Source organism: Bradyrhizobium sp. S3.7.6 (assembly GCF_054061875.1).
The window spans coordinates 106228-123433 of sequence record NZ_JBSSEQ010000004.1 but is presented as its reverse complement, the minus strand read 5'-3'; the positions used below and the strand labels follow the sequence as shown (position 1 = coordinate 123433).

Sequence of the window (17206 nt, the reverse complement as noted above, 5' to 3'; positions counted from 1 at the left end):
CCGGCCCCGGAGCGGGGTCGCGTTCCTATCGTTAGGAACACGGCGGTCTTTTAGGGAGCGTTAGATGCCCGCTGCACCCGCGTCCAGACTAGATCAGCGCGAAGCGCTCGCTACATCGCGCTTTAGCGCAGCAAGTCGCTGGCTGCCAAACGGTTGATCGTGGCGAAGCGCTGCTCGGCGCTGCCATCGAAATCTATGTCGGCCACCAGATCGAGCAGACGCTGATAGGCATGGTCGGCGACCGCGACCGGTAATGGCTCTTCGTCGAACGTATCGACATAGTTGTCGACGACCGTATTCAGCAGCCGACACAGACCGCGGTAGTCTGGCTCGTCCTTGCAGACATCGTAGAGTTTTTGCTGAAATTCGCGGAAGGTATGCAACCCGTGGTGCTGTTGCGAGAGCCACGTATGCAATGCGTTCATGATAGCCTCTTCGAATAGGGAGAAGAAGCTACTAACTTATACAGCCCGCGGAGAGCATCGACAAATGTGGTTTTGTCAAGTCCCTATGCACCATATGCAGCCGTGTCGGAACTCGACACTTTACCGTGCAGTCGATCGCCCGCCGCATAAGCCCGTCCAGCACAATAAGACGCCCCGCTGACCACGAACCGTCCAGCCGGATGATCATTTGGCACTCATGCCGACCATTTGTGAGGCGACCCCGGTCGGCAACTGCTTCCAAGGGTAACCCACCGTGGACCGCATGTTTCTGGCTGTCATCGTCTCGGCACTGCTGCTACTTACCGGCGCCTTAGGCTTGGCGCTCCGCGGACTTGGTGGATCTGATATCAGCGCGAAGCACTCGCTAATCACGCCCTCCCTCGTCCCGCCGTCTCCTGATCCTGCGACGGTGGGACAGGCTGCTCGTCCTGAATTTCGTCCAGGACGAACGGGCGAACCTCGGCCAGCTCGACCACCTGGGTGACTAAGATTGAGATCTGCGCTCACAGCAGTACTATTTCTGTCGACGCCCGACCGCAAAAGGAATGAGCCCCATCTCCCCGTCCCATTCAGATACCGCTGAGAGTATTGCGCTCCCGCGCATTAGTCGGAGGATGGCTGTCGGGAGGATGCGTCGCGGCCGCTTAGCAAAGGGCCGCGACGAGAAGGACGTTGGTTGCGCCGTGGCTTTTACTTCCCGCCGGATCCGCCGGCTCCCCCGGCCCCACCGCCCGCTTGGCTGCCCATATTGTTGGTGTTGGACCCGCCACCCGTTGGCTGCCGTCCCATGCTGTCTCCAGCTTGGTTCTTCATACTCGAAGCGCCGGTCGTTATCTTCTTCTTGCCGGCGGACGATGGGCCGACTTCACCCTGCCCGGAGGCGCCCGGCGCGGGCTGGTTGGATTGCGCGTATGCGCCCGTTGTTGCGAGCACGAAAATGCAGGCGGAGGCCAAAGCAATTTTCTTCATGAACGTCGTCTCCCTTTGGTTTCTAAGTTTTCGACAACGGCATAAAGGATGGCGGCGTTCCTATTGATATCGCGACGCGGCCGATTGTGACGAGTGCATGCGCGGGTGACCGGGAAAAAGCCTCACCCTCGCGTGGGGCTCGGGGAAACCCTGCACCCGGCCGGACGTTCCTAACGATGGGCAAGTAGCGACCGTAAAACGAAGCGAGCGTCGCAGATACGGAGCGCCAACTCAAGGGAATCGAGCCAATACAGCGATTCTGGAGGACGCCCATGGACACCGAAAAGCAACCGCCTCGAGATCAGGCCAAAAACAGCTGGCCGAGACCGCCGTGAAAACCGTGGCGGACAAAGCAAAAAAGGCGGCGGCTAGACGCATCCCCAAGTCAGTCAAGAAGGTGGCGACAACAGTCGCCAACGCTGCCGCGAAGAAGAAAGCAGTCAAAAAAGCCACCAAAAAGAAATCTGCCAAGAAGTCCGCAAAGAAGTCGGCCAAGAACACTGCGCCCAGGAAATCAAAGAAGGTCGCTAAGAAGACCTCGAAAACATCAGCAAAAAAGAAGGCCTCGAAATCGAGGCGCTGATCACCAGCGGCACCCGCAACCAAGCGCTGGTCGTCAGAGCGTGTGCCGGCGCACCGATGTCGCCTTCCTGCGGGGACCTGATGAAGTCGAGCTTGCCCACGGACTGTTCGACGGTTGCGATGACTGCAAGCGCCTGGTTGGCCGTCGGCACTTCGGTCGCTAAAACCGCGACATTGCTTCGCTTCCGAAATCCGATGATGTAAGTCAGAAGTTTCGGGACGGTCATGACGTCCACCTGCTGAAAGGGCGGCCCCAGCCTACGGTGCCTGTTGCTAGTTGGAGCCGCACTTCGAGCAAACGTTGTGATACTGGCCTGGAGCGCGATGCCAATGCTGGTCGAGAGCCAGCGTTCCTACTGAAGATGTGTGGAGGCAGGCTACCCGGGAATTTAATGTGGCGACGTATCGTTTGTTAGCGCGCGAGCGCGCCGAAAGCAGAGGATGGCGTCGGTGCGCTGGACAAGCCGCGCGCTCGCGGCCCCAGCCGTCCCCGGCCTCCTTTGTCCCAAAAGCCCCGGAGACGATTGAGGTTGTCGCGCGCTGCGTTACCGATAGAGCAGTGCAAGGATGATCAATGCCGGTGTAGTCTTGCCGACCGAGATAATTAGCACGATGAACATTCGCTCGTTCACGGCGTCCCTCACGGGACGAGAATAGACCTGGGGCAGGACGCCTTGGGTATACAAGTGAACAGATGAAACAGAGGGTAAGGGACATCTCGCTTCGGTGCGCTGGGCCGATCGGCGCGCTCGCGGCCCCAACGTCCGCCCCGCCTCCCGGCCTCCCGGACGCTTGGGGCTGTCGCGCGCTGATCAAGTACGACGCTGCAAAAATGCGCGTGGTTATCAGGGATAGTCCGATGCGCGACCTGCTTAGTCCGCGTGAGAAGCGATTATTGAGGCGCTTGGCTGCCCGGGAAGACTGACGCGCAGATCGCGGAGCGGCTCGGCGGCACCGCCAAGCAAGTTTGACAGCAGAAAGTCAGGCTGCTCGCGCGATTGCAATCAATTCGCCCGACGAGATCGCCGATGCAGCTGAGCGATGGGCGGCCTGGCCGCGCTATCGAGGCATCACGTAGAAATCTCGCTGGCGAAACCACCCCCACGCCTCGTCGGAACGGTCGGCGCACACCAGACGATACATTGACCTAAGGATCAAAGATGCGCCGCTGCTACTGGTCCAGGGTTAACGAATGGTTAAGCCGGATCTGGGAGGTTGCAATGGGGGTGACCTAAAACGAGGTCCACATGTTGAGGCTGAAGAAAGCTGCCCCGGTATCCCGCACTTTGAACATCGGCCAGATCGACACCGCCGAGTTGCTGCTGCACCGCGTGTACGCCTTTGGAGCGGCCGAGGGACATGCCTTCGGCGAGTCAGTGGGGCAAGACGCTGCGGGCTGGGAACGGGCAGAAATGGCGCTGCTACAGGCGCAGATCGACACCCAGCGCCAAATTATCAAGCTGCTCCGCAACGAATTGTCAGACGTGAGCAAGGAACGGGACGCTTGGCGCAGTCGGGCTCACAGGCTGTGTCGATCGGTTTCGACTGACCTCACAGCCACCCCGCGCCCCGGATCGTTTGCGGCATCTCTCCAGCAACGTCGAATACATTTCCGGCAGCATTGACTCAAACAACTGCCGCAAGGACCGCACCTCGCCGCCACCGGCTGCCAACATAGACCTGCACGATGTCGGCCAGTCGCGCAACTACACTCCTCCAAGTTACCTACTTGGTCCCAGTAAGGCTCTTTGCGCGCCGCTCCGCCTGCTCCAGCGCACTTTTCGCAGCTTGAATAGCGCGGTTGTGTGCCGACTCCACTTTCGACAGCGCATCGTTAACCCTGTGCCCGGTGTCCCTGTCCTCCTTTGGCAGAGCCTCCCAGGCTGCACTCTTGTCCTTATTCCTCGCGTGCTCGGTCATGATCAGCTTGCCGCGAAGGTCATCTATCTCCCCGCTGCGCTTGCTTCTGTTCTTGCGTCGGCGCATTCCACTACGCCTCCTCGCGCTCGTACTCGCGGCGAAGTTGTTTCTGTTAGGATTGTTAGCCATGGTTATCCTTTCTGCTGCAGGGGTGATGCGCCGGACGTCGCCAACCACCTGATGGAGGGGCAGTACAGCAGCCCGATCCGCATCGTCAGCTTCAACACCAGCGAGGGCTAGTCGCGCGATGCATCGGAGGACATTGCCGAGGAGCTACAGCGGCGCTGCGCTGAGTGCGGTGAGGCCCGCCGAGCCTCGAGGGCTTCCTCAAAGCCCACGGGCGCGGCGTCGATATCCAGCTTATGCTCCTCTAGCATCGCGCTCCACCGACTCCTATGATGCGGAGAGCAAATTCGGACATTAATCGAAAAAGCCTTTGGCTCAGTCCACCACCAATTGAAGTTGTTTGGTCAAGGAGCCGAACGTCTCAAGCTCCTTCTTGATCTGAGCGGCCATTTCGACAGAGGAATTTCCGACCGGTTCGGCCCCGAGTTCTAGCATGCGTGCTCTCGCCTCCGGCGAGTTGACGATCTCGACTACCTGATGATTCAGTTTCTCGACGATGGAGAGGGCCGTATCTGCGGGCGCCAACAAGCCGAACCAAGTCCCGACATCAAATCCAGGTATAGGACCCTCGGCGAGCGTGGGCACGTCGGGCAGTGCCGACGAACGCCGCGCCGTCGTGACAGCGAGCGCCCGCGTCATGCCGTCCCTGACCTGCGGTAAACCGGACGTGACGGTATCGAACATGACCTGCACCTGCCCCCCCATCAAATCGGCCAGTGCGGGCGCGCTTCCGCGATAAGGGACATGAACGATATCCGTCCCAGTCTTCAACTTGAACATTTCGCCGATGAGGTGATGCGCGGTGCCGGCGCCAGCAGTGCCGTAGTTCAAGCTGCCGGGCTTCTGTTTTGCCAGAGCAATAAACTCTTCCACGGTCTTAGCTGGCACCTGGGCGTTGACAACGACCATGTTAGGCACGAGGGCGATGACGGTAATTGGAGAGAAGTCGCGCCCGAAGTCATAAGGCACTCTGGAATAAGCACTCTGTGCGATGCTGTGATGAGTGGCGCCCATCAACAATGTGTAGCCATCGGGAGGTGATTTCGCGACCATGTCAGCGCCTATCGTTGCACCGGCTCCGGCACGGTTCTCGATGATAACGGGCTGCCCCCACGCAGCGGTCAGCGCCTGCCCGACGATTCGGGCAAGGACGTCTGTCGTCCCTCCAGCGGCGAACGGAACGATGATCTTGATCGGTCGATTGGGATAGCTCACGGCACGATCCTGTGCAGCGACGACAGTCGCGCCCACGATTACGCCGACAGCTGCTGCAAGGATCGTCCTCAGTACGCGCATCGTTTCCTCTCCTTTTTGTTATTCTAGCCGATACTTGAAGGCCGGCGTTTAGCCGAACTCCAAGGTCGTCAGCGACCGGCCGACTTCAGGTTAAGAGACTTCATAATCTGTTAAGAAGGCGGACGGCCAATTTAGTCCCACCCGCTGGGCCAAATATCTCAAAGCTTGCGGGCATGACAGGAAAAATCGGGATAAGTTCCCAAGATTTGCTATCAAATGACGGATTCATTCCAATTCCTGACCGTGGTCATGTATCCGATTTGAGGAGTGAGGCGGACATTCGGGCTTGGGTGACGTGATGCGTCCTCTGAGACGATTATCGCTGCCGCTTCTGTACGTTGATCCCAGTGTACTAAATGTCGAGCCAAAGCGGAGATAAGCGCCCGACACCATCGCCGAGCAGTCGAATGAGCAAAAGTGTAGGATTGCTGTGTCCGTAGGACCGTGACTTACTTCCCGTTTGCATGGATAGGGATTCCAAAAACCGCTTGTGCGATAGCCTCGCGGTCGATGTTCCCGAACGGGTCACGGGGCACCGCGTCTACGGCCGTCAATAGATCGGGAAGGTTGTGCTCGGGCAGATGCATCCCGGCCGTTGCCAGGATCTTATCGATTATAGCGTCGTCACTTTCGCTCCTTAGCTGAACAACGGCCGCAACGCGCTGACCCAGCATAGGATCGGGCACACCAAATGCCGCAGCATCCAACACCATGGGGTGCGCAATCAAGGCTCTTTCGACCTCGGTTAGTAAGATATGCGCCCCGGCGCGAACGATGACATCGGGCGCACGATTAGCCAGTGGCGCAACGTTCTTGAATTCTATCAACCGCGCCATCTAGGCTCCTTCTCGGCTCAGGTCATCCAATCTTCCAGAGAGACAGAGAGAGAGATCGAAACCTTTCTGTCGACCGGCCTTGTAGGTCTATTTTCTTCGAAGCCCCAGTGAGGTTCTTGCAAGATCGTAATTCATGACTGCACTTGGGTCATTGCACGGCAGCAATCAAATGCCCGGCCGGCTACGTCGTTCACCGCTCGTAAGTCCTTAAGGCGATAAGTTTGATCGTTCATCAACGCTACGGCACCGCTACATAAGTTCGCATTTTGATTACGATCGTAGCGGACTCCCGCCGATCCGACATCGAACTGCAATCAACGCTCATGAAATCTTATGGGTCAGTGATCTCGACTGCGGCGAACGGTATGTAGCCGCTTCTTAGATCGGCTATCAGAAAGAGGGTCCATGAAAATCGTCATCGCAACCACTCCGGCGCCCGGACATGTCAATCCAATGCTTGGGATTGCACGACTTCTCTTGGCCGAGGGTCACGAGGTGTTTGCGTTCACAGGGCGCGCCTTCGAGGAACGCATCGAGGCGATAGGAGCCACATTCCGGCCTATTCCCGCGAGCGCGGATCAGGACGTCGTCGACCCTTTCTCGAAATATCCCGAGTTCAAGACTCTGCCTCCCGGATTGGAGCTACTTCGCATCATTCTCGAGCGATTGTTCGTCGACCACATTCCAACGCAGCACCACGGATTGCAAGAGGTGCTACAGGAAGTCCCGGCCGACGTTGTCATCGGGGACGACTGCTTCCTCGGGCTACTGCCGATGCTCCTGCAGCCTAGATCGATCCGGCCACCTGTCGCCTGCTTCGGCACCTCCATCCTGCATTGGCCGCGGGAAGACGGAGCGCCCGACTTTCTCGGATTACCACCGGCAGCCAGCCCGGCTGAACATGCTGCAACCATTCGGGACCACGACAGAATCGTTCATCAGCCCCTTGCACTGCGATTGAACCGAAGCCTGCAAGAGTTGGGACTGGGACCGCTTGCAAACTCGCCATTTGAAGCGATGGTGAGGCTCTCCGATACATACTGGCAGCTGACAGTTCCTAGTTTCGAATTTCCTCGGGCATTACCGAAATCGGTGAAGTTCATCGGCACGCCGCCGATTATGCCGAACCAGGCAACGCTTCCGCCTTGGGCGGCAGACTTGGACGGCAAGCGTAAGGTTGTCCTCGTCACTCAAGGAACGGTCGCGAACCACGACTTCAACCTCCTGATTATGCCGACCCTGGCTGCCTTAGCTAATGATCCTGACCTCCTCGTCGTCGTCACAGCGGGCGGGCGGCCAGCCGAGGATATCCCGGGCCCGATCCCGGCCAATGCACGCCTCGCCAGTTATCTACCATTTGAATGGATCCTGCCCCGGGTCGACGTGTTTGTCACGAACGGTGGCTATGGCAGCGTCAATCAAGCGATGAGCTTTGGCGTTCCATTGGTCTGCGCCGGGCTGACCGAAGACAAGGCCGACGTCAACATGCGGGTCGGGTGGTCCGAGGTCGGAATTGATCTTAAGACAAACGCGCCGACACCCCAGGCCCTCCGCGAGGCGGTGCGGGCTGTTCTCGATACGGACAAATTCCGCCGACGGGCCTTGCTGATGTCTGAAGAATTCCGCGTTATTGATACCCGAGCTGAAATCATCCGCGACATCGGGCGATTGCAGCCCAAATCGGCCAACCGAGAACACGCAGCCTCGATGGCGACAAATTGATTATCGCGCCAAGGCCATCCAAGGAGGCGGATCGCCAACGATTGCCACCCGTGCCGTCACCGCATTGCGGGCGACACGGGTCCAGTTGCAGCAAACGCATCTAGTGACTGAAAAGGTTTCACTTCCGCCGGGCTTCCAAAACCGCACCCCATCCCGAACATCGCAACGAGCGACATTTGGAAACCGACGCAACGACTGCGCGATCACTACAGGACGCATATCCGCATGATGCTCCTCGGTGTTATTTCACTGAAAAGATCACATGGCGCCGATTTCTCGTCGAAAACTGCTCGCCGCGACCGCTGTCAGCGGTCTCTGGACAACAGCTGCAGCCGCGCCGACGGAGTCAGGCAGCTCTATTTCTCAGCCGCGCCGACCGGGTCGCGGCTGATTCCGGACCTCGCAACTTGGCACGAGACCAACAGAACCCCGACATACTTGTACCATCTGCGACCGATCACGGATCTACCCAACCTGCGCTTTTCGTTCTCTGATGCGCATATGCGCCTTGAGGCAGGCGGCTGGACGCGCCAGGTAACCCGGCGCGAACTGGGAGCCGCAACAGCGCTCGCCGGCGTGAACATGCGCCTCAAGGCTATCATTTCTATCTGTTGATCATTCAGCGGTTGCTCTGGAAGAAGACTCGAATGTCGCGGTCTGCGACCACACTGAACTCGTCGATTCGCCTTTCTTTGAGAACTGTGACAGCGCAATCGCGATCTCCTCCACAACGATTGGCCACCTAACTACGTCCGCAATCCCAGCTGCCACGAGCGTCTCCGCCCCAATTTCCGAGGATCCCCTCGTCGCGAGGACAATTGGTGTCGACGGAAGTGATCGGTGGAGATCCGTCGCCAATTCGAGCGATTTGGTAAGCGAACCGAGCTGCCCTACAATCACAAAATCGAAGCGGTCGCGGCTCACCTCAACGGCCTCGCGAGCCGCTTCTGCTGTCATGTAACCAACGGCCTCGTAACCCAATGCGGCAAGTCTTTCTTCATCCCCGAGTAGCCGAGCGCTATCGGTCGCGACCAGCATCACAACCTCCCCCGCTCCGAGCGGATGCGCTGCTACGTCGGGTACGGCAGGTTGGACGGGTGCTGCGGCTAGCGGCAGCCATACATCGAACCGACTTCCCTCTCCTTGACCGCTCTGAACATTGATCCCTCCGCCATGGTCATGAACGATTTCGCGCACCGTCGCTAGCCCTAACCCATTTCCATCTGGTCGCGTCGTAAAGAAGGGTTCGAAAAGCCGGTCCAGAACAGCGGCCTCCATGCCTTTGCCCGTGTCGATCACGGAAATTCGGACGTACTTTCCGGAATCAATCTTGTCGTGACTAAGGGAAATCGCTTCCCGCTCCTCGCAGAGCTCCATAACGACCTCAATCCGGCCCGCATGCGCTATGGCATTCGCCGCATTGTGACAAAGGTTCATGAGCACCTGTTGCAATTGCACACCTTCTCCATCGACGGTCACATTATCCGGACAATCCCCGACCACGAGTTCAACTCGAGAGGGTAGCGAAACGCGCAAAAGCGCGATGGTCTCCCTGACCAGCTCAGCAATGCTGATCGGATTACGACGGATCTCGCGGCGTCGACCGAAAGCCAAAATTTGGCTGATGAGATCGCGCGCTCGCTCTGCGCTTCGCCGTATGCCGCCAAGATGAATCACAATGGCCGCGCCACGGGGCAACTGTTCCTCCATCACCTCGGTGTGACCTAAGATTCCGCCCAGAATGTTGTTGAAGTTGTGTGCTATGCCGCTCGTAAAGGTCCCAATTACTTCCATTTGGCCGGACTGCTGCAGGCGCCTGCGGAGGCGAACGCGCTCCTCCTCGATAGACCGGCGGTTGATGGCATGGATGAAGGTATCAAGCGCCATTCGCAGCAGGACGAGCTCGCCCACCTCGAAGAGGTGGCAATCTCGGTCGATCACATCAACGCCAAGCGCTATCAGCCGTCCCTGACGATCAATGCTGATCGCACATGCCCATCCGCTGATGCCGACGCCTTCCAGAGTGGACTTATTGCGCCCTGCCGGCAAGCGGCTGACGTGGGCCACGTGGACGGCGCCATCCCGTTCACCTCCCATCTGCACCGCTAGATGCGCCGCTGTATCCGGCCAGCCGGCCGGAAAGTCTCTGCGGAGCCTTTGCCAAAGATATGAGTGGCTCGTTGAGCCAGTTACTAGAAGGTACGCGCGATCACAACCGATACGCTCTGCAAACAAGGCAACAGCTCGTTCAATTTCGACATCAATGCGCTCTGGCATCGCGTTGATGAAATTCATTGAGATTTCTGAAAGCAGATGCTCTAGATCCGCCCGTCTCTTAAGAGCGTTAGCGCGCGACCTCAGCCGGATACCGAGATGGACGAGAAATGCTACCAATGACAACGACGCTATATACAGCAGGGTTCTATAGAGCCGCGCCTCTTTCCTGGAAGCGAGCTGCCTCTCGAGAATCATGTCACGAAGCTGGTCTTGATCTGCCTTGCCCGGCAACGTCATCATTTCCTTCAAAATCGTATCAATCGATGGGAGGAGACTATGCAACAACCGCCCGTGCGCAAGGAACGGCTCAACCTGCGCGGTATGCCCAGTTCTTGCAGCTTGAATCTCAAGGCGGTCTAGTCGTTTGGCCGCTTCGTTGACCGCGCTAGATGACGTATCGAGCGTCAAATATAGTATCGCGGCCGATGCCGCGCCAATCTCAATATTCAATTCTCGTAGATCGGCATTGACCCCAAGACGGCTGAAGAAGGACAATGAATTGTGGAGGGCGGCGTTCTGTCTCTTGAAAACCTCGATCAACTGCTCTTGCCGTTCCACAGACGCTGCCAGCCGATCAACTCTCTCGCTGGTCGCGCTATTGAACGACGCGCTTGTTCTGAGTCGTGCAACCGAACCATGCGAAGCGTCGATCCCCGTGACAAGCGGATCGTAATTCCGAAGTAGACCAGTGCGGGCTGTGAATACGTCGCGGTACAATGCATCCTGGATGAGCCCAAAGTGCTCGAGTTCAGACAGTGCCTGGTCGAAGAGCTCTGCCTGCGGGTTGATTGCCCGCCACAACAACCAGGTGAGCAGCACCGATAGGCCGAGAATAATCACTATCGATCGCCCGGCGCTCATTGTGTACCTCTGGCAATTGGTTTTCCCCGATAATTCCCGGTGAGTGTTTTCAGATAAGCGACGATTGATCTGACCTGTTCGTCTGTCAATGTCCGGTCGAGCTGCGCCATTGCCATTCGTCTCACCGCATCTTCGAGAGTGGCGGCGCTGCCATCGTGAAAGTATGGAGGGGTCGCTTCAACGTTGCGCAGACTAGGCACACGGACCCGGCTCGGTCCTGACATGACTAGGGGACTAAAAATGCCTTGGCGAGTAATGAAGTTCGCTCCAGCGTTGACCCCTTGATGGCATGAGCTGCAGCCGAGCGCTTTGAATGTGCGATAGCCTTCGAGCTCGACAACTGAAAGAGCTGATGCGTCACCCTCAAGCCAGCGGTCGAAGCGACTGCCCGGTGTGAGCAGGGACTGCTCAAACGTCACAAGTGCGTCGAGAAGGTTAGCGCGGTCGATTTGCCTTCCGTAAGCGGCCCGAAATAGTGCGTTCAGAACAATGTCGGATCGCAATCTCAGAACAGCTTCTTCGACGCTGCTGTGCATGTTGGTCGGGTCCATGATCGACGCTTCTGCCTGCTCGTAAAGACTGCGATATCGTCCCTCCCACGTCAGGCGATAGCTGAGCGCCGCATTAAATACAGTAAGTGTATCGAGAGGCTTGGGTGTATCCGCATGCTTTGTCTTGGACTCAATTCCATTGGTGCGAAGATCGTGGCAACTGGAGCACGAAACCCGCCCGTCGGCAGACAATCGCGTGTCGCCAAACAGGCGCTCGCCTATAGCCAATTTCTTAGGATCAGCGCGAGGTGGCGGGGGGATGGGTGTTATGGGCTCGGCGTCTTCCCATAGCCTTTCAGAGGGAGACTTATGCTCCAACGCCACCTGCGCGACTGCTGCGCTCCCACATAAGGCCGCCGCACTCACCACTCCTATGATTCGCCTGATCAGACCCCGCGGCCAGCATTGATGCCGCTCTCTACGTCGAAGCGCCCGAGTCATTATCCCCTACACTACTCATAACGTTGGCATTTCCGTCCCACTCAGGCGCTCCTCTACGTTCCGCTCGCGGCGCACACACCTCGGGTCTCGGATCGGCTCCGAGAACTCAACGTCCCAGTTGGATTTGCAGCTTTTATCAAGCAATGGCCTCCTTCTGCGTATAGCCAGCGTCGAATGAACGTACCGGGCTCAGCCGCGGACCGCCATCGGAGCCAAAGAGAAGCACATGCCAAGCAGAACGTGCGGAAAGCCGCCAACAGCGTCGCCGGCACATCGGCAGACGATTTCCAAAAAACTCGCTGACACCCCGAGCAAAACGGCATGCTTACTCAAGCGTAACGAAGATGTTGGGCGCCATTTATGTACTGGCCGCCGGCTGGTCTGGTCCTCCGGAGGCGATACCCACATGCCTCCAACCTCGGAACTATCGAAGGGTGTTCGCTGCAGTGTCATTACTTTCGCTCGCCGCTACGGTGCATGCACTCTGTAGCGATCATGTTTCCGAAGCACTTCCGAGAAGCGTTAGACAGCTACATTCGTAATGCTGAGCTGTTTCCGTCAGGACTGATGCCAATAACGCCTTTTTTCCTCATCATCGAATGCGCTCTACTGATAGCGTAAAGACATAACCAACACCTCGCTCCGTGCGGATAATTGATGGGGAGCTCGGGTCGGATTCCAGCTTCCGACGCAACCGAAGCACCTGAACGTCGATGCTTCGATCAAAGATGTCCTCATGAACACGCGTTGCCTGCAGGAGATACTCGCGAGACAGCGGCCTTTGCGGCGCGTCGACAAAAGCCATGAGTAGCGCGTACTCTCCTTTCGAGAGAGCGGCGGGCTCTCCGCATGAGTTAGTCAGGCGACGCGATCGGCGATCGATCTGCCATTGTCCAAATCGCCAGAGACCGCTCTCCGCCCCACGTTCCGTAACCGAGGCCCTGGCATCTCGACGCCTAAGAACCGCTTTGATACGAGCCAGAAGCTCCCTCAAGCCGAACGGTTTTGTCAGATAGTCATCCGCTCCCAATTCTAGCCCGACGACCCGATCAATCTCGTCCCGCCGATGACCCGTCGTAATGATGACTGGCACGTCCGACTGTGCTCGGATTTCGCGGAGCAGATCCAGACCATCCTCCTGTCCGAGACGGAGATCGAGCACCACGAGGTCCGGCCGATCGCGGACAAGCATGCCAAGCACGTCCTCTCGTCTCGATGCCGAGATGGTTCTAAAGCTATTTTCGTTGAGATAGCTTGTTACAAGATGCCTCATAGTCATGTCGTCCTCGACGACAAGACATGTAAGCGTCTGGCGACTGGTGTTGTCGGAAGGAAGCAATGGCACCCGGCGTCAGCTCCGACGCGACCGCGAAAGGGTTAGTTTGGCCAGGCTGAGCCAAGGATGATCGAGCAAAAGTTTTGGCGGACATAGTTCACATCCTTCAACGCCAGGACATCGGCCTTTACATTTCCGAACGTCGTCAGCGGCTTCCTGATAATGCCGTTGGCGAAGTGATCTATGATGTTCTCCTTGAAGTTCGTCTCGCGTGGATGATGGACGCAGACATGGTCCCGCTGCTCGTACGTGAAGTCGTGATAGGCGATGCCGAGCACGTCCATCTCCACGCCGGTGGTCACCAGCGCGATGATGGGGCGCATATGCTCGGGGATACCGGGCGTGGTGTGGAGTGCGATTGCGGTCCAGACGTCCTCAATATCGCGTTCCGGTACGCCGTAGCTTTTCATGAACTCGCGTGCGGCATTGGCACCGTCGACCTCGAAGCGCAGGTCGGCGCTCCAATATGTCTCGGTGAGGCCCATGTCGTGGAACATCGCGCCGAGGTAAAGGAGCTCCGGGTCGTACTTCAGCCCGCGGCGCTCGCCGGTCAGCGCACCCCACAGGAAGACCCGGCGACTGTGGTTGTAGAGCAGGTCGTCCTCGGTATCGCGCACGAGCTGCGTGGCGGCGCGCGCGATAGCACTGTCAGGCACGCGGATGCCGGCGATGACGTCAGACATGGAGCGATCTCCTTCGTGGGTAGTGAGTTGGCTGCTGGTCGCCATTAGGCATGGGAGCGCTGTTCTGGACAACAAACAGGCTGCTACGGATCAGGACAGCCGTACGGCGTTTGCTGACAAAAGGCCCGCGGGACCGTCCGCGGCAGCCAAGACACCGGTTGCCGTCAGAGCTATCGATCTATTCCGATTCCGGCCGCCGGAAGCTGGCGCGATATTGGACAGGGGTGACGCCAAGACGCGTGCTGAACACGATTCGCATCCGGTCGGCCGACCCGAAGCCGCAATCGAAGGCTACGGCCTTCAGCGGCCGGTCGCTTCCTTCCAGCATCATGCGCGCCGCATCAATGCGTGCGCGCTCGATGAACTCATGCGGTGTGGTCCCGGTCGCCTGCACGAAATGCCGGGCCAGATTCCGGGGGCTCATGCCGACGATGCCGGCAAGCGACTCCAGGGTGTGGCGCTCCCCGATTTTGGCCATGACATGATGCTGAATGCGCGCGATTGGCGATTCCGGATCAGCGGGCGCGGTGAGATAGGGACTGAACTGCGACTGTCCGCCCTGGCGCTGAGCAACCACAACCAGTCGCTTGGCGACCTTGAGCGCCGTTTCCGCACCGTGCCGCTGCCCGACGAGCGCCAAGCCCAGATCTATCCCAGCAGTCACACCGGCGGCGGTGATCAGCCGTCCGTCGCGCACATAGATTAAGTCCGGTTCGACTTTCGCCTTCGGAAACCTGGCCGCCAGCGCTTCTGCATCCTGCCAGTGGGTTGTGACTCGCCGATCGTCCAGGAGTCCGGCATAGCCGAGCACAAAAGCCCCTGTGCAGATCGATCCATAAAGGCTTGAGCGCCACGGCAGCTCCTTGATCCACTCAAGCAGGCACGGTTCCGGCTCCGCTTCCGGCGGCGCCGGAGCGCCGGCCACCAGAATGATGTCGAAGCCGCCCACTGCCTCTTCGAAGGTCAGGTCGGCCATCAGCCGTATGCCGTTCGACGCGCGCAGCGGACTGCGGTGAGCGGCAACCAACACTGTTTCATAGCGGTCAGCACTGCCGAGAAACGTGTTGGCCTCGCTGAACACATCCATCGGACCAACCACGTCCAGGGCTTGGACCCCCTCATAGACAACGATCGCGACAGCTTGTACCGGCACGTCTTACTACCTTTCCAGTCTGGCTGCCTCATTATGCAGGTAGTCTGGAGCCTGCAAAGGCCCGGCCCGATCTGGGGAGCAACAGAACGCACACGGTGCATCTTGGTTCAGGGATTTTCTTCGTCGATTGGCCCCCAAACCAAGCGGTCCATGAACAGATCGTCACGGCGACAGGCGGATCCGTCGCGCCGTCATCGTGATCCCGGCGCCCTGTCTGGGGACGTCAACGGCTCGTCCTTGGAATCGGCAACGAAGATTGCCAGTAAGCTGGCGGGCTCCGTCGCGCTCGCGTTCTCGCTGATGCTGTGATGTGAGCCCGGCATTTCGTAAAAGCCCTCACCTTGATGATAAACCTTCGCGGGCTCATTGCCGACCTGGCTGCGGATGGCGCCGGACAGTACATAGGCGTAGATAAATGCCGAGGCTGCATGGTGATGAGCCATCGATTTGCCTCTGGGAGGATAGGTCACCGTCACAGCGACTATCCTCTTTCCGTCGACATTTGGCAGTGCGTGCTCGAAGGCTACTTTCACCTGCTCCCGCTCCTGCGCGATGGCAGGCGGAGCTCCCAGAGCGATCGCAGCTGCTATCAGCGGGACGAAGGCTGTTTTCGTCGCTCTCGTTGCTGCTTTTGCCGTCATACCACGAGGGTTTGAGAGCACACCAATCTGATAGGCAAATCCGCGGATCGACATCATCGCATCTCCTCTTCTAACGAGTTCACGCAAACCACTTGAAACCAAGACGCAGGGCCGCGCGCTGATGGTCATGGTAAAGCTTCCGGTATAAAGCCCCGCCGCGCCATCACGCTCGGCCTGATCGGCTGCGGCCGCTGAGCTGCACCGAGAGCAGCGCGGCCAGACCGAATCCCGCAGCAACCAACGCGAGGCGCTCCGTCGCGCCATTGGCAATGACAAGAGCGCCCGCGGCGGCACCCATTGCGCTGCCGAGATAGATCGCGGAGGAATTCATTGAGAGACTGACCGGCGCCAGTGCAGGAGCCAACGCCACCAGCCGCGACTGCTGCGCGGTGATTAGCCCCCAGCTGGCCGAACCCCAAAGCAAAATGGCCGGCAGCACGACCACCATTGACCGTGCTGGTCCGAGTGCCGCGCCCAGTGAGAAGGCGAGATAGGCCGCGAGGGAAAGCGTCGCAGCAACGATCACGGTGTTGCGCCCGCCCCAACGATCCGCCGCGCCGCCGCTGAGCTGGGTGCCGGCCGCACTGGCCAGGCCGAAACCCAGCAGCACCGGCGCCAGCGTCTGCGGGGCAAGGCCGGCGATGCGGGCTATGAAGATACCAAGATAAGTGTAGACCGTGAAGGTGCCGGCCACGGTCAGCACGCTGGTCACCAGCACGCCCAGGATATCGCGGCGCTTGGCCAGCGCCAGACGCTCACGCAGGCCGACGGTGACGCCAGGCAGTTGGCGCGGCAGCCGCGTGAGAAGCCCAACAAGCGAGATCGCCGCCAGGGCCGCCACGCCGAAGAAGGTGGCGCGCCAGCCGAAGCCCTGCCCCACCAGAACGCCCAGGGGCACGCCGGCGATGATCGCCAAGGTCAATCCGGTTGTAATAGTGGACAGTGCTCGGCCACGCCGCTCCGAACCACCAACCGCGGCGGCATATCCGCTGGCTGCCGGCATGAAAGTCGCTGCGGACATTGCCAGCAGCAGCCGCGCGGCCAACAGTCCGGCATAGCCCGGCGCCAGCGCTGCGAGCAGGTTGCTCAGGGCGAAGCCGCCCATAGAGATTGCAAGCACGCGTCGCCGCTCCAGCCCGGCCGTCAACACGGCCATGACCGGCGCGCCGATGGCATAAGCCAGGGAGAACGCTGTGATCAGATGGCCGGCGGCGGGCAGACTGACGGTCAAGTCTCGCGCCAGGGCGGGCAGCAGCCCGGCGATCATGAACCCTTCAGTGCCGATGGCAAAAGCGCCCAGGGTTAGCCAGATGAGAGACGTCAGCGAGTTGACGCAGGGAGCTCGCCCGCGATCGGGATTCAACAC

17 protein-coding genes are annotated in these 17206 nt (G+C 59.0%); 3 read left to right on the top strand and 14 right to left on the bottom strand.

The annotated features are described in order from the left end of the window. Nucleotides 1–122 precede the first annotated feature (122 nt). The 4 genes from ACVJ5M_RS45830 to ACVJ5M_RS45815 form a co-directional block, all read right to left on the bottom strand. Entirely contained in the window at nucleotides 123–425 is a 303-nt protein-coding gene (locus tag ACVJ5M_RS45830) for a hypothetical protein (protein WP_354100644.1), read from the bottom strand. Nucleotides 426–1136: 711 nt separating this feature from the next. Continuing rightward, nucleotides 1137–1415 carry a hypothetical protein gene (locus ACVJ5M_RS45825; RefSeq protein WP_354100645.1) on the bottom strand — a complete coding sequence of 93 codons (279 nt, stop codon included), beginning with the start codon at nucleotides 1413–1415 and terminating at the stop codon, nucleotides 1137–1139. Nucleotides 1416–1646: 231 nt separating this feature from the next. Further along, nucleotides 1647–2021, bottom strand: a complete 375-nt coding sequence (locus ACVJ5M_RS45820; RefSeq protein ID WP_354100646.1) for a hypothetical protein — start codon at nucleotides 2019–2021, stop codon at nucleotides 1647–1649. After that, nucleotides 1943–2224, bottom strand: a complete 282-nt coding sequence (locus ACVJ5M_RS45815; protein WP_354100647.1) for a hypothetical protein — start codon at nucleotides 2222–2224, stop codon at nucleotides 1943–1945. The genes ACVJ5M_RS45820 and ACVJ5M_RS45815 overlap by 79 nt, the downstream gene beginning before the upstream one ends. Nucleotides 2225–3244: 1020 nt before the next feature. Here ACVJ5M_RS45815 and ACVJ5M_RS45810 point away from each other — a divergent pair. Next, the gene (locus tag ACVJ5M_RS45810) at nucleotides 3245–3622 is read left to right on the top strand and encodes a hypothetical protein (protein WP_354100648.1); all 378 of its coding nucleotides are present in this window, start codon (nucleotides 3245–3247) and stop codon (nucleotides 3620–3622) included. A gap of 100 nt (nucleotides 3623–3722) precedes the next feature. Here the strand turns inward: ACVJ5M_RS45810 and ACVJ5M_RS45805 are convergent, their stop codons facing one another. The 3 genes from ACVJ5M_RS45805 to ACVJ5M_RS45795 form a co-directional block, all read right to left on the bottom strand. Further along, on the bottom strand, nucleotides 3723–3983 hold the full coding sequence (locus tag ACVJ5M_RS45805; RefSeq protein ID WP_354100649.1) for a hypothetical protein: 261 nt from the start codon (nucleotides 3981–3983) through the stop codon (nucleotides 3723–3725). Between the two features lie 375 nt (nucleotides 3984–4358). Next, nucleotides 4359–5258: a tripartite tricarboxylate transporter substrate binding protein gene (locus ACVJ5M_RS45800; protein ID WP_354100650.1), complete on the bottom strand. Its 900-nt coding sequence runs from the start codon at nucleotides 5256–5258 to the stop codon at nucleotides 4359–4361. Between the two features lie 530 nt (nucleotides 5259–5788). Then, on the bottom strand, nucleotides 5789–6175 hold the full coding sequence (locus ACVJ5M_RS45795; protein ID WP_354100651.1) for an AMP-binding enzyme: 387 nt from the start codon (nucleotides 6173–6175) through the stop codon (nucleotides 5789–5791). A 405-nt stretch (nucleotides 6176–6580) separates the two neighbouring features. Between ACVJ5M_RS45795 and ACVJ5M_RS45790 the strand changes: the two genes are divergently transcribed. Next, complete coding sequence (locus ACVJ5M_RS45790) at nucleotides 6581–7897, top strand: glycosyltransferase (RefSeq protein ID WP_354100652.1); 1317 nt, start codon at nucleotides 6581–6583, stop codon at nucleotides 7895–7897. A gap of 225 nt (nucleotides 7898–8122) precedes the next feature. Next, entirely contained in the window at nucleotides 8123–8512 is a 390-nt protein-coding gene (locus tag ACVJ5M_RS45785) for a hypothetical protein (protein WP_456679773.1), read from the top strand. Here ACVJ5M_RS45785 and ACVJ5M_RS45780 read toward each other — a convergent pair whose 3' ends face one another. The 7 genes from ACVJ5M_RS45780 to ACVJ5M_RS45750 form a co-directional block, all read right to left on the bottom strand. Then, nucleotides 8513–11035, bottom strand: coding sequence for a two-component system VirA-like sensor kinase (locus tag ACVJ5M_RS45780; protein WP_354100653.1), 2523 nt, complete (start codon nucleotides 11033–11035; stop codon nucleotides 8513–8515). Beyond that, entirely contained in the window at nucleotides 11032–12027 is a 996-nt protein-coding gene (locus ACVJ5M_RS45775; RefSeq protein ID WP_354100654.1) for a cytochrome-c peroxidase, read from the bottom strand. Before ACVJ5M_RS45775 ends, ACVJ5M_RS45780 begins: the two co-directional genes overlap by 4 nt. A gap of 592 nt (nucleotides 12028–12619) precedes the next feature. Beyond that, a complete protein-coding gene (locus ACVJ5M_RS45770; protein WP_456679772.1) occupies nucleotides 12620–13372 on the bottom strand; it encodes a response regulator in 753 nt (250 codons plus the stop codon). A 32-nt stretch (nucleotides 13373–13404) separates the two neighbouring features. Further along, a complete protein-coding gene (locus ACVJ5M_RS45765; protein ID WP_354100656.1) occupies nucleotides 13405–14046 on the bottom strand; it encodes an HD domain-containing protein in 642 nt (213 codons plus the stop codon). A gap of 178 nt (nucleotides 14047–14224) precedes the next feature. Further along, nucleotides 14225–15199 carry a GlxA family transcriptional regulator gene (locus ACVJ5M_RS45760; protein ID WP_354100657.1) on the bottom strand — a complete coding sequence of 325 codons (975 nt, stop codon included), beginning with the start codon at nucleotides 15197–15199 and terminating at the stop codon, nucleotides 14225–14227. Nucleotides 15200–15390: 191 nt separating this feature from the next. Beyond that, nucleotides 15391–15840, bottom strand: coding sequence for a cupin domain-containing protein (locus tag ACVJ5M_RS45755; protein ID WP_354100663.1), 450 nt, complete (start codon nucleotides 15838–15840; stop codon nucleotides 15391–15393). Nucleotides 15841–16003: 163 nt separating this feature from the next. Beyond that, nucleotides 16004–17206, bottom strand: coding sequence for an MFS transporter (locus ACVJ5M_RS45750; protein ID WP_354100658.1), 1203 nt, complete (start codon nucleotides 17204–17206; stop codon nucleotides 16004–16006).

Excerpts from the sequence above, each read along its gene's own strand:
- ACVJ5M_RS45830 (WP_354100644.1), bottom strand. The coding sequence starts at position 425 with ATGAACGCATTGCATACGTGGCTCTCGCAACAGCACCACGGGTTGCAT.
- ACVJ5M_RS45825 (WP_354100645.1), bottom strand. The coding sequence starts at position 1,415 with ATGAAGAAAATTGCTTTGGCCTCCGCCTGCATTTTCGTGCTCGCAACA.
- ACVJ5M_RS45815 (WP_354100647.1), bottom strand. The coding sequence starts at position 2,224 with ATGACCGTCCCGAAACTTCTGACTTACATCATCGGATTTCGGAAGCGA.
- ACVJ5M_RS45810 (WP_354100648.1), top strand. The coding sequence starts at position 3,245 with ATGTTGAGGCTGAAGAAAGCTGCCCCGGTATCCCGCACTTTGAACATC.
- ACVJ5M_RS45805 (WP_354100649.1), bottom strand. The coding sequence starts at position 3,983 with ATGCGCCGACGCAAGAACAGAAGCAAGCGCAGCGGGGAGATAGATGAC.
- ACVJ5M_RS45795 (WP_354100651.1), bottom strand. The coding sequence starts at position 6,175 with ATGGCGCGGTTGATAGAATTCAAGAACGTTGCGCCACTGGCTAATCGT.
- ACVJ5M_RS45790 (WP_354100652.1), top strand. The coding sequence starts at position 6,581 with ATGAAAATCGTCATCGCAACCACTCCGGCGCCCGGACATGTCAATCCA.
- ACVJ5M_RS45785 (WP_456679773.1), top strand. The coding sequence starts at position 8,123 with ATGATGCTCCTCGGTGTTATTTCACTGAAAAGATCACATGGCGCCGAT.
- ACVJ5M_RS45780 (WP_354100653.1), bottom strand. The coding sequence starts at position 11,035 with ATGAGCGCCGGGCGATCGATAGTGATTATTCTCGGCCTATCGGTGCTG.
- ACVJ5M_RS45775 (WP_354100654.1), bottom strand. The coding sequence starts at position 12,027 with ATGACTCGGGCGCTTCGACGTAGAGAGCGGCATCAATGCTGGCCGCGG.
- ACVJ5M_RS45765 (WP_354100656.1), bottom strand. The coding sequence starts at position 14,046 with ATGTCTGACGTCATCGCCGGCATCCGCGTGCCTGACAGTGCTATCGCG.
- ACVJ5M_RS45755 (WP_354100663.1), bottom strand. The coding sequence starts at position 15,840 with ATGACGGCAAAAGCAGCAACGAGAGCGACGAAAACAGCCTTCGTCCCG.